Origin of the sequence: Saccharothrix australiensis, from assembly GCF_003634935.1 — a bacterium.
GTDB classification, from domain to species: domain Bacteria; phylum Actinomycetota; class Actinomycetes; order Mycobacteriales; family Pseudonocardiaceae; genus Actinosynnema; species Actinosynnema australiense.
This window is the reverse complement of sequence record NZ_RBXO01000001.1, coordinates 6,720,077-6,733,956: the sequence shown is the minus strand read 5'-3', so window position 1 is coordinate 6,733,956 and position 13,880 is coordinate 6,720,077. Positions and strand designations below refer to the sequence as shown.

Here is a 13,880-nt window from a genome sequence, read left to right as displayed (position 1 = left end):
TGCTGGGGCCGGAGCCGGTGCCGCGTGGTGCGTGGTGCGGCCGGGGTGGTCGGGTGGTCGGCGGGGCTGCCGGCCACAATGCGGGCACACCGCGCATGGCGGGTCACGCTGAGCCGTAATGTGTCGGGTATGTCCGTGCGTGCCGCCCTCAAGCCAGGTGTGCTGTCCCCGCGTCGTCCGGTGCCCGCCGAGATCGAACGGCCCGAGTACGTGGACCGGAAGGAACCCCGGCGCAACACCGACCCGTGGGTGCAACCGCCCGAGGTCATCGAGGCCATGAGGGTGGCCGGGCGGTTGGCCGCCCAGGCGTTGCAGGAGGCCGGGAAGGTCGTCGTGCCCGGTGTCACGACCGACGAGATCGACGCCGTCGCGCACGAGTTCCTGTGCGACCACGGCGCGTACCCGTCGACGCTCGGCTACCGGGGCTTCCCCAAGTCGTGCTGCACCTCGCTGAACGAGGTCATCTGCCACGGCATCCCCGACTCGACCGTGGTCGAGGACGGCGACATCGTCAACATCGACGTCACCGCCTACATCGGCGGCGTGCACGGCGACACGAACGCGACCTTCCTCGCGGGCGACGTGTCCGAGGAGGCCAAGCTCCTCGTCGAGCGCACCCACGAGGCCACCATGCGGGCCATCAAGGCGGTCAAGCCCGGACGGCAGCTCAACGTCGTCGGCCGCGTCATCGAGTCCTACGCCAACCGGTTCGGCTACGGCGTGGTCCGCGACTTCACCGGCCACGGCATCGGGCGCACCTTCCACAGCGGGCTGGTGGTGCTGCACTACGACGCGCCGCACGTCCCGACGATCATCGAGCCGGGCATGACCTTCACCATCGAGCCCATGATCACGCTCGGCGGCATCGAGCACGACCTGTGGGACGACGGCTGGACGGTCACCACCCGCGACAAGAGCTGGACCGCCCAGTTCGAGCACACCATCGTGGTCACCGACACCGGCTCGGAGATCCTCACGGTCTGCTGAGCGCGGCGACCAGCTCCGCCAGCGGCCCGGCCACCCGCTCGGGCGCGGACGCCGCGGCCAGGTGGTGGGCGTCCAGCTCGCGCACCGGCCAGCCCAGCCCGCGGGCCTCGGCGCACGCGTCGCCGTACGCCCCGCTCAGCCGCAGGTAGCCGCACGGCCCCGCCCACCCGACGGTCGGGCGGGGCTCCTTGAGGAACGCCAGCGGCACCTCGGGCGCCTCGCCGACGATCTCCTCCAGCAACCGCACGTCCGGCACCATCGCGGACAGCGCCTCCGGCGCGAACCAGCGGTCCCACCGGGGCATCAGGCCGTCCCGCGCGATGGCCCTCAGGTGCGCCATGCGCTCGGCGGGCGCGTCGTCGCGCCAGCTCCGGCCGGGTGTGGGCAGCTCGGCGTCGAGGAACACCAGGCCGGTGACCGGCGACTCCAGCGCGTCGGCGAACGCGGGCAGCAGCGGGCCCGCGCCGCTGTGCCCGACGAGCACCAGGTCGCCCTCCACCGGCGAGTCCCCCACCGCGTCGGCGAACGCCCCGATCAGCCGCTGGTGCACGGGCGCCGCGTTCACGGTCACCCGGAGGTCCGGCAGCAGCACCGGCCGCCCCGGCGCGGCCAGCGCGCCGGCGAGCGGCCGGAGGCTCGCCGGACCCAGGTAGGGGCTGTGCACCAGGACGGTGGTGGTGGGCGCGGAGACCATGACGTGGATGATGTCAGCCGGGAACGACAACGAGGGGGTTTTGCGTACGGTGAGCGGTGCGTTGCTGATCGCCGGGACGACCTCGGACGCGGGCAAGAGCGTCCTGGTCGCCGGGCTGTGCCGCTGGCTGGCCCGCGAGGGCGTGCGGACGGCCCCGTTCAAGGCGCAGAACATGTCGAACAACTCGGTCGTCACGCGGGACGGCGGCGAGATCGGCCGCGCCCAGGCGCTCCAGGCGGCGGCCTGCGGGCTGGAGCCGAGCGTGCGGTTCAACCCCGTGCTGCTCAAGCCGGGTGGCGACCGCAGCTCGCAGGTCGTCGTGCTGGGCCGGGCCGTGGGCGAGGTGTCCGCGCTGTCCTACCGCGCGCGCAAGGCCGAGCTGATGGCGACCGTGCTGTCCACTTTGGACGGACTGCGGGCCGAGTACGAGGCCGTGGTGTGCGAGGGGGCGGGCTCGCCCGCCGAGATCAACCTGCGGGCGAACGACATCGCGAACATGGGCCTGGCGCGGGCCGCTGACCTGCCGGTCCTGGTGGTCGGCGACATCGACCGGGGCGGCGTCTTCGCGCACCTCTTCGGCACCCTGGCGCTGCTGGACCCGGCGGACCAGGCGCTGGTGGCCGGGTTCGTGGTGAACAAGTTCCGGGGCGACCCGGCGCTGCTCGCGCCGGGGTTGGACCAGTTGCGCGCCCTGACCGGGCGTCCCGTGCTCGGCGTGCTGCCGTGGCGGGAGGAGCTGTGGCTGGACGCCGAGGACTCCCTGTCCTACACCGCCGACGGCGTGATCGGCCGTCCCGCGCCGCCGCACGGCGACCAGTGGCTGCGGGTCGCGGTGGTGCGGCTGCCGCGCGTCTCCAACGCCACCGACGTGGAGGCGCTCGCGTGCGAGCCGGGCGTGTCGGTGCGGTTCGTCACCGAGCCGTCCCGGCTGGCCGACGCCGACCTCGTGGTCGTGCCGGGTTCCAAGGCCACCGTCGAGGACCTGAAGTGGTTGCGCGCCAACGGGCTCGCCGACGCCATCGCCCGGCACGACGGCCCGGTGCTCGGCATCTGCGGCGGTTTCCAGATGCTGGGCCGCTCGATCGAGGACACCGTCGAGTCCCGTGCGGGCCGGGTCGACGGCCTGGGCCTGCTGGACGTCGACATCCGGTTCGAGCCGGACAAGACGCTGCGCCGGCCGCGCGGCGAGGCGCTCGGCGAGCCGGTCACCGGCTACGAGATCCACCACGGCCGCGTCACGCGCGCCACCGGCGACGGGCTGGTCACCCTGCCGGACGGCACGCCCGAGGGCGTGCTGAGCGGGCGGGTGGCCGGCACGCACTGGCACGGCCTGCTGGAGAACGACGCGTTCCGGCGCGAGTTCCTGCGCTGGGCCGCCGGCCACGCGGGTCGGGACGGGTTCGCGCCCGCGCCCGACACGGACTTCGCGGGACGGCGCGCCGCTCAGCTCGACCTGCTCGGCGACCTGGTCGCCGACCACCTCGACACCGACGCCGTGCGCGCCCTGCTGGAACGGGGAGCCCCTCCGGGATTCCGGGTCGTCCCACCCGCCGGCGCGCCGACGATCGGCTGACCCGTCGCCCCTCCGCGTGCACGCGACCGCCAAGTCGCGCGGGATCACCGGATGGTCGTCACGGGTCCGCGATCACGCACCACCGGGGGCGCGGCCAGCGTCCGTTCGACCACCAAGTCGGGGTGACCACTCGCCGACGCCGGGCCCGGTGGCCGCGGACGCGGCCGGACCGGAGCGGGAACACTCGTTGAGTCCACTCAGGGGAGTTCGACACCTGCGGACGCGCGGAGGTCCATGCGGGCTTGGAATCGCACGGCACACCCCCGATCACGAGTAGTCACATACTGAAGGTACCGCGTCGCCCCCTGGGGATACGTAACCCAATCGGGCGATAGGCGGTCACGGTTCGCGCACCAGGACGACCCAGCCCTCCTCGCCCGGCCGCTCGGCCCACCCGTCCGGCCACTTCCGCCGCACCCGGTCGGCCGTCGCGCGTGCGCCGGCGAGCGACGCGGCCGTGTGCACGCCGAAGTCCGTCTCACCGGCGAACACGGCGCCCCGGAACACCGCGTCGCCGAACGAGACGCGCCGGAAGTCCGCGAGGCCGCGGAAGTGCGCCTCGCGGAAGTCGGCCTGCCCGGTGAACTCGGCGCCCCGGAACGTCGCCGGCCCGACGAACGTCGCGCCGACGAACGACGCCCGCCGCAGCCGCCCGTGCGTCAGCGTCAGCTTGACCAGCGTCGCGTGCGACAGGTCGAGGTCGACGTCCGACCAGAACGCGTCCGGCCGGTCGGGGCGCAGGTGGTCGGACAGCAGCCGGGTCGCGGTCTGCCGCACCTCCTGCTCCTGGAAGCGGGCGGCGTCGCGCACGCCCACCCGGAGCCGCAGGTCGGGCGGCGGCGTGAACGGCATCCGCAGGTACGCGCACAGCAGGTTCACGATGGTCTGCCGGTGCGCGGGGTTGCCCTGCGCCAACCGCTCCAGCGCGTACAGGCCCGCCAGCCGCACCGGCGCCTTGTCGCTGCCGAGCTGGTCGGCGGCCTTGCCGTACAGCTCGGTGACGCGGCGCTCGGTGGCGTCGTGGTCCTTGTGCACCAGGTCCAGCTCGGCGTACCGCTGCCGGCGCGCGCTCAGCAGCAGCGCCGCCGCGCCGCCCGCGCCCAGCACGATGCTCGACGCCGTCCGGATCACGTCCAGCCGCACGCCGTCGCGCGGCTCACCGGACCCGAGCACCAGCAGCAGCGCCACCACCGACCCGGCGGCCAGCAGGACCAGCCCGATGCTCCAGGCCACGATCGTCCTGGCCGACAGCACCCGGTGTTCCACGCGCACCACCCCATCGGACCCGCGACCGCCCGTCAATCACCGGTCCGTGCGGTAGAACAGCGTGGTGGCCGACCAGCGCGACGACCTGAGCGGCACGGTGTCCGGCGCGCTGGTCCAGGCCGGCGGCTACGGGACCGCCACCGGCGCGCGGGCGGGGGAGCGGCGCAGCGTGGTCGCGGCCATGCCGGCGATCACCAGGGCCGCCGCGCCGAGCCGCAGCGGGCCGATCGCCTCGTCCAGCAGCAGCCACCCGGAGAACATGCCCGCCACCGGCACCAGCAGCGCGAACGGGACCACGCTGCTCGCGTCGTGCTCCTTGAGCAGGAAGCTCCACGCGCTGAACCCGAACAGCGTCGAGACCCAGCCGATGAACAGCAGCGCGCCGACGCCCGACCAGCTCACGTCGCCCAGCGCCGCGAGCGCGGCCGACGGCCCCTCGAAGACCAGCGACAGCCCCAGCAGCGGCAGCACGGCCACCGCGCACACCCACACGTTGAACGCGAGCGGGTCCGGCGGCTTGGCGTACCGGGTGGCCACGTTGGACAGGCCCCACGCCACGGCGGCGAGGACCACCAGCAGCAGCGCCGCGACCGGGCTGCCCACCCCGTAGTCGACCGCGATGAGCACGATGCCGACCGCCGCGACCGCCATGCCCGCGAGCTGGACCGGGCGGGGGCGTTCCCGCAGCAGCGCCGCCGCGAACAGCACCGTGAAGAAGACCTGGCTCTGGAGCACGAGCGAGGACAGCCCGGCCGGCATCCCCGCGCCCATGCCGAGGAACAGCAGGCCGAACTTCGCCACCCCCAGCGCGAGTGCCACGGCGACGACCCACCGCCACGCCACCCGCGGCGGGCCCACGAACCACAGCGCGGGCACGGCGGCGGCGAGGAAGCGCAGCGCCGAGAACAGCAGCGGCGGGAACTCCGCCAGCCCGACCTTGATGACGACGAAGTTGACACCCCAGATGGTCGTGGTGAGCACCGCCAGGGCGACGTGACGTGGATGCACGCCCCGAGTCTGCGGCGGCCTGATCGTTTAGCACCAGCGAAGAGTTCTACATACTTCAGTTTAGGATCGCTACATGCTGGATTTGGGCAGGCTCCGCGCCCTGCACGCGGTCGCCCGGCACGGCTCGGTCGGCGCGGCGGCCTCGGCCCTGGGCTACACCGCGTCGGCGGTGTCGCAGCAGATCGCCAAGCTCGAACGCGAGACCCGGACCACGCTGCTGGAACGCCGGGGCCGGGGCGTCGCGCTGACCGACGCCGCGCACCTGCTCGCGGCCACCGCCGACCAGGTGCTGAAGCTGGTCGAGCAGGCGGAGGTCACCCTGGAGGAGCAGCGCGGCGCGGCGGTGGGCGAGCTGCGGGTCGGCGCGTTCGCCACGGCCGCGCGCGGCGTGCTGCCCGCGGCGCTGGTCGCGCTCGCCCGCGACCACCCGGCGCTGGACGTCCGGCTCTTCGAGACCGACCCGCCGCAGGGGCTCGACGCCGTCGCGCGGGGCGAGCTGGACCTGGCCGTCACGCACGACTGGGTCAACGCGCCGCTGGCCGTCCCGGACGGTGTGTCGCGGGTGCGGCTCGGAGAGGACTTCGCGGACGTCCTGCTGCCCGCCGGGCACCCGCTGGCCGACCGGGAGGCGCTGGTGCCCGCGGACCTGGCGGGGGAGCGGTGGATCTGCCAGCCCGAGGGGACGGTGTGCCACGACTGGCTGGTCAACACCTTCCGGGGCGCGGGCCTGGAGCCCGACCTGGCCTACCGGGTCGCCGAGTACGAGACGCAGCTGGCGCTGCTGGCGAGCGGGGTCGGCGTCGCGCTGGTGCCGCGGCTCGGGCGCGGCGCGCTGCCGGACGCCGTGCGGGCCGTCGCGTTCACCCCCACGCCGACGAGGCGGGTGTTCGCGGTGTGGCGCACGCAGGCCACCCGGAGGCCCGCCGTCGCGGCCACCGTGGCGGCGCTGCGCGGCTGCTGGGGCGACCGCGTCACCGCGTGAGTAACGATCGCGCAACCCGGTGTTGCGCCGGCGCGGGTCGCGACGACTTCCGGGACGTGCGGCACGTCGCCGCCGCGGGCGTCGCCCGAGGGGACCTCCCGAGGTACTTCCGCCACCGTGGGAGGTCCCCGCCCCGCGTCATCCGCGCGGCGTCAGCGGCCTCGCTCCACTCGCCCCGCTCCACTCGCCCCGCTCCACCCGACCCGCTCCGCCGGGCCCTCGACACCGGGCCCGCGTCACCGCTCGGCGCGGCCCGTGTCGTGTCGCGGTCCGGTGCCGGCCTGTTCGGCGTCGCGGTGACCGCCGGTGTCGGCCGTTCCCGAGCGCACCCCTCCCGCTCACGTCCTCGACCTCCGCACGCGCGCCGCGCCCCGGTCCGGGCCCCCGGTCCGCGCCCCCGCGCCGGACACCCGGTCCCCGCGCCGGCCCGCGTGCGGTCGGGCGTCAGTCGGTGTGCCGCTCCAGCAGCTCCTCCAGGAACCCGCCCGCCTCGGCCGCCGCCCGCGCCGGGTCGCGGTCGCGCACCGCGTCCAGCAGGCCGGCGTGCGAGACGTGGTCGTCCTCGTGGTCGGTCTCCACGGTCGCGGTGATGCTCGCGCGGACGGCCTCGGTCAGGCCCTGGTACAGCTCCGCGAGCAGGGTGTTGTGCGAGCACTGCACGAGCAGCGCGTGGAACGCGGCGTCCCGCTCGACCAGGCTCTCCCAGTCCTTCGCGGCGAGCGCGGCGTCCCGCTCGGCGAGCAGCGTCTCCAGCCGGCGCAGCTCCTCGTCGGTGCGCTGGGTGGCGGCGAGGCGGGCGCCCTCGACCTCCAGCGTCCGGCGCACCTGGAGCACGTCGCGGAGCTCGCTGCCGCACAGCCGCCGGACCGCGCCGGACAGCTCGCTGGTGGCCCGCACGAACGTCCCGTCGCCCTGGCGGACCTCCAGCAGGCCGGCGTGGGACAGCGCGCGCACCGCCTCCCGCACGGTGTTGCGGCCCACGCCGAGCGCGGTGACGAGTTCCGGCTCCGGCGGGATGCGCTGGCCGACCGGCCATTCGCCGCCGGCGATCGCGTCCCGCATCTGGTCGATCACCTGGTCGACGAGTCCGGCCCGTCGGGTAGTGGCCAACGGCACAGCGTCATCCTTTCATCCGAACATCCCATGTCTGTAATAGTAATCCGGTGACGACCCAGCAGACGGAGCCGGACCGGACACCCTCGATGGTTCACATTGCCACTGATTCCCGTGCCAATGCGACGATCGAGGCCCATCCTTCTGGTACTGCCGCTGGTCCGGTGGCGGTGAACCGCCAAGTTGCCCTGGTCGGCAGCACCCTGTTGGCGATCGGCGTAGCGCTGGCCGCCGCCAACCTGCGGCCCGCCGTGACGAGCCTGGCCTCCGTGCTCGGCGACGTGCGCGGCTCGCTCGGCGTCTCGACGGCGTGGACCTCGCTGCTCACCGCCGTGCCCACGCTGTGCTTCGGGTTCGCGGCCTTCCTCGCGCCGTGGCTGGGCCGCCGGCTCGGCATGGCCCGCGCGGTCGGCCTGGCGCTGCTGGTGCTCACCGCGGGCCTGGTGCTGCGGGTCGTCGACGGGCCCGCGGTGGTCCTGGGCGGCACGTTCGTGGCGTGCGCGGGCATCGCCGTCTGCAACGTGCTGATCCCCGTGGTGGTGAAGGAGTCCTTCCCCGGCCGCGTCGGCCTGGTCACCGGTGTCTACACCGCGGCGCTCGCCGCCGGCGCGGCCCTGGGCGCGGCGTTCACGCCCGGCCTGGAGTCGCTGTTCGGCTCGTGGCGGCTCGCGGTGGGCGCGTGGGCGTTGCTGTCCCTGGCGGCGCTGCTGATCTGGCTGGCGGGCGCGCGGCACGGCACGGCCGTCCGCTCGACCGCGCACCGCACCACCGCCGCTCCGCGCCGTTCCCTGGCGCGCAACCCGCTCGCGTGGGTGATCACGGTCTTCTTCGGGCTCCAGTCGCTGCTCGCCTACACCGTCATGGGCTGGCTGCCGCAGATCCTCGGCGACGCCGGCGTGGACCGGACGACCGCCGGGCTGCTGCTGGCGATCACGATGGTGCTGGGCGTGCCGGTGAGCCTGGTCGTGCCCGCGCTCGCGGCCCGCCGACCCAGCCAGTCCGGCATGGTGGTCGGCCTCGGGCTGCTGTCGGTGTCCGGTGTGCTCGGCCTGGCCCTCGCGCCGACCGCCGCGCCCGCCCTGTGGGTCGTGCTGATCGGCGTGGGCATGGGCATCTTCCCGCTCGCCCTGGTGATGCTGTCGCTGCGCACGGCGACCGGCGCAGACACCGCCCGGCTGTCCGCGATGGCGCAGAGCATCGGCTACCTGATCTCCGCCTGCGGCCCGTTCGCGTTCGGCGTGCTGCGCGGCGCGACCGGGTCCTGGACGGTGTCCATGCTGGTCCTGGTCGCGCTCCTGGTGCTGCTGATGGTCCTCGGCTGGATCTCCGGCCGGCCGCGCACCATCTGAGGCGGTTCGCCGCACTGCCGGCGGGACGCTGACGCGAGGAACGCTGACGCGAGGAACGCTGACGCGAGGAACGCTGACGAGGAAAGGGCCGCGCTGTCGACAGCGCGGCCCTTTCCTCGTCCGGTCCGGTGGTGGGGTGCAGTGGTGGGGTTTCAGTCCAGCGGCAGGTTCAGCAGGGCGTTCTCGACCACCTCGGGCATGGCGGGGTGGATCCAGTACTGGCCGCGCGCCATCGACTTCGCGTCGAGCCCGAAGCTCATCGCCTGCACGATCGGCTGGATCACGCTGGACGCCTGCGGCCCGATGATGTGCGCGCCCAGGAGCTGCCCGGTGCCGGGATCGGCGAGGACCTTCGCGAACCCGGTCGTGTCCTCCATCGCCCAGCCGTAGGCGATCGAGGCGTACGCCTGCGAGGCCGCCACGTACCGCACGCCCCGCGCCGCGGCCTGCTCCTCGGTCAACCCGACCGACGCCACCTGCGGCGACGAGAACACGGCGGCCGGCACGAACCGGTGGTCCGCCGCGATCGGCGCGTCCGGGTGCAGCAGGTTGTGCTGGACGACCCGCGCCTCGTGGTTCGCGACGTGCTTGAGCTGGTGCTCCGAGCTGACGTCGCCCAGCGCGTAGACGCCTTCGACGGACGTCCGCTGGTGTTCGTCCACCACGACCCGGCCGTCCGGGTGCACCGCCACACCGGTGGCGGCGAGGTCGAGCAGGTCCGAGTTCGGCTTCCGGCCGACCGCGACCAGCAGCTCGTCCGACTCCACGACCTCCGCGCCGTCCGGGCTCTCCAGGTGCAGCCGGACGACACCGCCGACGCGCTCCGCCCGCACCGCCTTCCGGCTCAGCCGAACGTCCCACTTGGCCGCGGCCAGCGCCGTGAACCGCTCGGCGACCTCGCGGTCCTCGTGGCGCAGCAGCAGGTCCGATCGGCCGACCACGGTCACCGCCACGCCGAACGACGAGAACACGTGCGCGAACTCGGCGGCCACGAACCCGCTGCCCAGGATGGTCAGCCTCCGGGGCAGCGCGTCCAGGCGCATGATCGTGTCGGACGTGTGGTAGCCCACCTCGTCGAGGTCGGCCACCTCCGGGACGACCGGCCGGGAGCCGACCGCCAGCACGAACCGGTCGGCGGTGATCACCTCGCCGGTCCCCGTGTCGAGGGTCTTCGGGCCGACGAACCGGGCCGTGCCCTCGTACACGGTGACGTTCGCGTTCTCCTCGGCCCGCCAGCGCCGACCGCCCTCGGAGATCGGGTCGATGCGGCCGAAGACCCGGTCGCGCACGTCGGTCCAGCGCACGCCGTCCAGGGTCGCGTCCACGCCCAGGCGGGCGCCCGCGGCGGGCGCGGCGGCGACGTCGGCGGTGTGGACGAACATCTTCGTGGGGATGCACCCCACGTTCAGGCAGGTGCCGCCGAACACGCCCTTCTCGACGATCGCGACGTCCCAGCCCGCGAACCGCTCGTCCACGATCGAGTTGCCGGAACCGGTGCCGATGATGACCAGGTCGAAGTGCCTCACGTCGTGCTGCAACCCGCCGCGCGAGGCGCTCATTCCCGGTTCAGCTCGCGTAGGTCGGGGTGAGGATGGCGCGGGCCAGCGTGTGGAAGGCCAGGTTGAAGCTCACCACGGCCGGTGACGCGTCCGGCGTCACGTCCAGTTCCGCCACGTCCACCGCGTGCACCACGAAGTAGTAGCGGTGCGCCGGGTCGCCCTCGGGCGGCGCGGCACCGCCGAACGCGCGGGTGCCGTAGTCGTTGCGCACGTGGAACGCGCCACCCGGCAGCGCGTCGTCCGACGCGCCCGCGCCGGTGTCCAGCGAGGTGACCGACGCCGGGATGTTCACCGCCACCCAGTGCCAGAACCCGGACGGCGTGGGCGCGTCCGGGTCGAAGCAGGTGACCGTGAAGCTCTTCGTGCCTTCGGGGAAACCCGACCAGCTCAACTGCGGCGACGTGTCGCCCCCCGAGTGCACCTGGGCGTCGGGCAGGCGCTCGCCGTCCCGCACGTCGGTCGAGGTCACCTCGAACGACGCCACGGCGGGCAGCAGCGAGTACGGGTCCGGGGCGACGGGGCGCTCAAGGCTCATCGAAGTCCTCCACGACTGGGTCCGGAACGCGGCGTGCCCGACGGGGTCGGGCGCGCGGCGTGATCGACTCTATCGTCGGGTGAACCGCGTCGCAGATCCGTCACCGGTGATCAGGTTTGGTCGGGACACCGCAGAATGGGCGGACGACCCCCGACATTTCCGCAGGGGGCCAGATCCAGGGGAGAACTCCGGACATGCGAAAGATCGGTGCGGCGGTCGCCGCTGCCCTGGCCGTCGCGACCGCGGCGTGCGCGCCCGAGCCGGCCCGGCAGCCCGCGCCGGTGGCGGACGCGGCGGCGGCGACCACGACCGCGGCGGCCACCACGACCACGCCGCCGACGGCGGTGCCCGGTCCCGGCGGCACGACCGTCCCGGTGTTCCAGCCGCCCTACCCGTACGGCACGGCGCAGGCCGCGGTGCCGGCCGCCGCCGACGGGCTGCTGCCGGTGGTGCGGCGCATCGAGACGGACCAGCCGTACGTGTTCATCACCATCGACGACGGCGCGGTGCGGCACCCGGCGGCGCTGGAGCTGATGCGGTCGGCGAACGTCCGGCCGTCGCTGTTCCTCAACACCAAGCACGTGGAGGACGGCGGGCCGGACTACTTCAAGGCGATGCGGGACCAGGCGGGCGCGCGGGTGCACGCCCACACCGCGACCCACCCGAACCTGCAGGGCAAGTCCTACGAGTTCCAGCGCCGGGAGATCTGCGGCAACGCCGACTACCTCGAAGGCGTGCTGGGCCCGCGCGCCACGCTGTTCCGCCCGCCCTTCGGCAACTACGACGCCACCACCCGGCGCGCGGCGGCCGACTGCGGCTTCCGCGCGCTGGTGATGTGGACGGCGGCGGTGAACGACGGCGTCGTGCAGTTCCAGGCGGGCGGGAAGCTCAACCGGGGCGACATCGTGCTGATGCACTTCCGGCAGACGTTCGTGGAGGACTTCGTCGCGTTCCTCCAGCGGTGCAAGCAGGACGGGCTGATCCCGGTCCCGCTGGAGGACCACCTGTCGCCGTCCCGGCCGTGAGCGGGGTGCGGCACCCGGCGTGACGTGGTGCGCGGTCGTGTGACCGGCACGTGAAGTCCGGATGAACGTCGTGCGGTGGGCAGAACGCCGCCGGGGGCTCGACCGACAATTCGGTGTGCAGTTCCTGCAATCCGCGCTGGAGTTCCTCGGTGGTCCGGGGCCGGTGGCGCTCGCGATCGCGCTGCTGTTCGCGGCCCCGGTCATCGACCGGCTCTTCGTGCGCCGCAAGCGGGTCGGGTTCCGCGTGCTCTACAACTCCAAGATCGGCCTCGGGCCCGAGCAGTTGCACGACGGGACCGAGGCCAACGCCCCGCAGCTGCGGGAGCTGGTGCGCGTGCTGGACCGGATGAGCATCGTGGTCATCCGGGTGCGCAACAACGGCAACTACGACATCGACGCCGACGACTTCGACCGGCCGCTGACGTTCACCTTCGGCGACCGCATCGTCTGGAACGCCAGGGTGTCGGAGGCAGGTTCGGAGGAGCTGCGCGAGGAGGTGCGGCGCAGCCTCCAGTTCTTCGGCAAGGACACCAGCCAGGTGCGGGCCTCCCTGCCGACCGTCCGCGAGCGCGTGGCGCAGAGCCTGCCCCGCATCTTCCGCACCGGCGGGGACCGCTCGCGCGCGTCGACCGAGCCGGTGTGGCACGGCGTGCGCCTGGACGGGCTCAGGCTCAAGCGCAAGCAGAAGTTCAAGCTGCTGGTGGTGCTGCGGGAGCCGGAGAGCAACCGGACGGGCGAGATCGGCAAGGAGGTCAAGATCACGGGCCACCTGGGCGGCGTGGGCGTGCTGCACGACGAGCGGCAGCAGCGGTTCATCACCCTGCCGCGGTTGACCGGTGGCCTGGCGGCCGTGCTGGCGGGTGTGCTCGTGCTGACGCTGGCGTGGACGCCGGAGACCCGCGACCCGTCGGTGGCGTGCGGCGCGGGCACGTTGCGCGTCGAGGGGTCCAGCGTGTTCATGCCGACGATGGACCTCATCGCCGAGCAGTACGCGAAGGCGTGCCCGGAGGCCGTGGTGGACACCGAGCCGAACGGCAGCATCGCGGGCGTGCGGTCGGTGGCGGCGGCCGACCCGGACCGCGCCCTGCTCGCGCTGTCGGACGGCAAGCAGGACGCGGGCGACGTCGTGGCGCACCAGGTCGCGATCGTCGTCTACCACGTGGTCGTGCACAGCTCCGTCGGCATGGACACGCTGACCGTGGAGCAGTTGCAGGGCGTGTACTCCGGTCGTTACACCGACTGGAGCGAGCTGCGCGGCGGGGACCCGCTGCCGATCCGGATCGTCGGCCGGGGCAGCGAGTCGGGCACCCGCGAGCTGTTCGAGCGCCGGGTGCTCGGCACGACCGAGGGCGCGCTGTCCTCCAACGACTGCCGCAACCCCGACCGCGACCCGCAGGCCCGCGTGATCCGGTGCGAGCGGGACAAGAACGGCGACGTGGTGCGGGAGATCGGCGCGGTGGAGGGCGCGATCGGGTACGCCGACGCGCCGTCGGTGGCGGAGGCCCGCAAGACCAACCGGCTGACCGCGCTGTCGCTGGGCGGGAAGGTGTTCGACGCGGCGGCGGGTGTCGAGGCCGGCTACCCGTTCTGGACCGTGGAGTACCTCTACTCGCGGGCCCAGCCGGCGGAGGGCTCGCTGTCGGCGCACTTCCTGCGCTACGTGCGGGAGCACGACGACGCCCGCGTCCGGATGAAGGACGCGGGCTACCTGCCGTGCCGGACGCCCGAGGGCGTGCCGCTGGACCTGTGCAACCTGCGGTAGGCGGCCGGCCGCGCCTTTCGCGGCCGG

Annotated in this window: 12 protein-coding genes; 6 read left to right on the top strand and 6 right to left on the bottom strand. The window is 73.8% G+C overall.

Annotated features, from left to right (window positions below; all coding sequences use genetic code 11):
• Nucleotides 1–129 precede the first annotated feature (129 nt).
• A complete protein-coding gene (gene map / locus C8E97_RS28500) occupies nt 130–987 on the top strand; it encodes a type I methionyl aminopeptidase (RefSeq protein WP_121008475.1) in 858 nt (285 codons plus the stop codon).
• On the opposite strand, the gene C8E97_RS28495 is transcribed toward map, so the two are convergent.
• Nucleotides 974–1,711: an alpha/beta fold hydrolase gene (locus tag C8E97_RS28495; RefSeq protein ID WP_246019243.1), complete on the bottom strand. Its 738-nt coding sequence runs from the start codon at nt 1,709–1,711 to the stop codon at nt 974–976. The two genes, map and C8E97_RS28495, sit on opposite strands and share 14 nt — an antisense overlap.
• Here C8E97_RS28495 and C8E97_RS28490 point away from each other — a divergent pair.
• A complete protein-coding gene (locus tag C8E97_RS28490; RefSeq protein WP_121012621.1) occupies nt 1,689–3,254 on the top strand; it encodes a cobyric acid synthase in 1,566 nt (521 codons plus the stop codon). The two genes, C8E97_RS28495 and C8E97_RS28490, sit on opposite strands and share 23 nt — an antisense overlap.
• Before the next feature lie 339 nt (nt 3,255–3,593).
• Here the strand turns inward: C8E97_RS28490 and C8E97_RS28485 are convergent, their stop codons facing one another.
• Complete coding sequence (locus tag C8E97_RS28485; protein WP_342776265.1) at nt 3,594–4,520, bottom strand: pentapeptide repeat-containing protein; 927 nt, start codon at nt 4,518–4,520, stop codon at nt 3,594–3,596.
• A 126-nt stretch (nt 4,521–4,646) separates the two neighbouring features.
• Nucleotides 4,647–5,528 carry an EamA family transporter gene (locus C8E97_RS28480; RefSeq protein ID WP_121008473.1) on the bottom strand — a complete coding sequence of 294 codons (882 nt, stop codon included), beginning with the start codon at nt 5,526–5,528 and terminating at the stop codon, nt 4,647–4,649.
• Between the two features lie 73 nt (nt 5,529–5,601).
• Here C8E97_RS28480 and C8E97_RS28475 point away from each other — a divergent pair, with 73 nt between their 5' ends.
• Nucleotides 5,602–6,510: a LysR family transcriptional regulator gene (locus C8E97_RS28475; RefSeq protein ID WP_121008472.1), complete on the top strand. Its 909-nt coding sequence runs from the start codon at nt 5,602–5,604 to the stop codon at nt 6,508–6,510.
• A gap of 444 nt (nt 6,511–6,954) precedes the next feature.
• On the opposite strand, the gene C8E97_RS28470 is transcribed toward C8E97_RS28475, so the two are convergent.
• A complete protein-coding gene (locus tag C8E97_RS28470; RefSeq protein ID WP_121008471.1) occupies nt 6,955–7,626 on the bottom strand; it encodes a FadR/GntR family transcriptional regulator in 672 nt (223 codons plus the stop codon).
• Nucleotides 7,627–7,712: 86 nt separating this feature from the next.
• Here C8E97_RS28470 and C8E97_RS28465 point away from each other — a divergent pair, with 86 nt between their 5' ends.
• The gene (locus C8E97_RS28465; RefSeq protein WP_121008470.1) at nt 7,713–8,972 is read left to right on the top strand and encodes an MFS transporter; all 1,260 of its coding nucleotides are present in this window, start codon (nt 7,713–7,715) and stop codon (nt 8,970–8,972) included.
• Between the two features lie 152 nt (nt 8,973–9,124).
• Here the strand turns inward: C8E97_RS28465 and C8E97_RS28460 are convergent, their stop codons facing one another.
• Together C8E97_RS28460 and C8E97_RS28455 are read right to left on the bottom strand one after the other, a co-directional pair.
• Nucleotides 9,125–10,498: a mycothione reductase gene (locus C8E97_RS28460; RefSeq protein ID WP_121012615.1), complete on the bottom strand. Its 1,374-nt coding sequence runs from the start codon at nt 10,496–10,498 to the stop codon at nt 9,125–9,127.
• 40 nt (nt 10,499–10,538) lie between these two features.
• Entirely contained in the window at nt 10,539–11,066 is a 528-nt protein-coding gene (locus C8E97_RS28455) for a YbhB/YbcL family Raf kinase inhibitor-like protein (protein WP_121008469.1), read from the bottom strand.
• Between the two features lie 194 nt (nt 11,067–11,260).
• Here C8E97_RS28455 and C8E97_RS28450 point away from each other — a divergent pair, with 194 nt between their 5' ends.
• A complete protein-coding gene (locus C8E97_RS28450; protein WP_121008468.1) occupies nt 11,261–12,091 on the top strand; it encodes a polysaccharide deacetylase family protein in 831 nt (276 codons plus the stop codon).
• 115 nt (nt 12,092–12,206) lie between these two features.
• The gene (locus C8E97_RS28445; protein ID WP_246019239.1) at nt 12,207–13,853 is read left to right on the top strand and encodes a PstS family phosphate ABC transporter substrate-binding protein; all 1,647 of its coding nucleotides are present in this window, start codon (nt 12,207–12,209) and stop codon (nt 13,851–13,853) included.
• Nucleotides 13,854–13,880 lie beyond the last annotated feature (27 nt).

What these genes read in the sequence shown, in the direction of transcription:
- C8E97_RS28465 (WP_121008470.1), top strand. Translation starts at nt 7,713, where the DNA reads ATGGTTCACATTGCCACTGATTCCCGTGCCAATGCGACGATCGAGGCC.
- C8E97_RS28450 (WP_121008468.1), top strand. Translation starts at nt 11,261, where the DNA reads ATGCGAAAGATCGGTGCGGCGGTCGCCGCTGCCCTGGCCGTCGCGACC.
- C8E97_RS28475 (WP_121008472.1), top strand. Translation starts at nt 5,602, where the DNA reads ATGCTGGATTTGGGCAGGCTCCGCGCCCTGCACGCGGTCGCCCGGCAC.
- map (WP_121008475.1), top strand. Translation starts at nt 130, where the DNA reads ATGTCCGTGCGTGCCGCCCTCAAGCCAGGTGTGCTGTCCCCGCGTCGT.
- C8E97_RS28490 (WP_121012621.1), top strand. Translation starts at nt 1,689, where the DNA reads ATGATGTCAGCCGGGAACGACAACGAGGGGGTTTTGCGTACGGTGAGC.
- C8E97_RS28455 (WP_121008469.1), bottom strand. Translation starts at nt 11,066, where the DNA reads ATGAGCCTTGAGCGCCCCGTCGCCCCGGACCCGTACTCGCTGCTGCCC.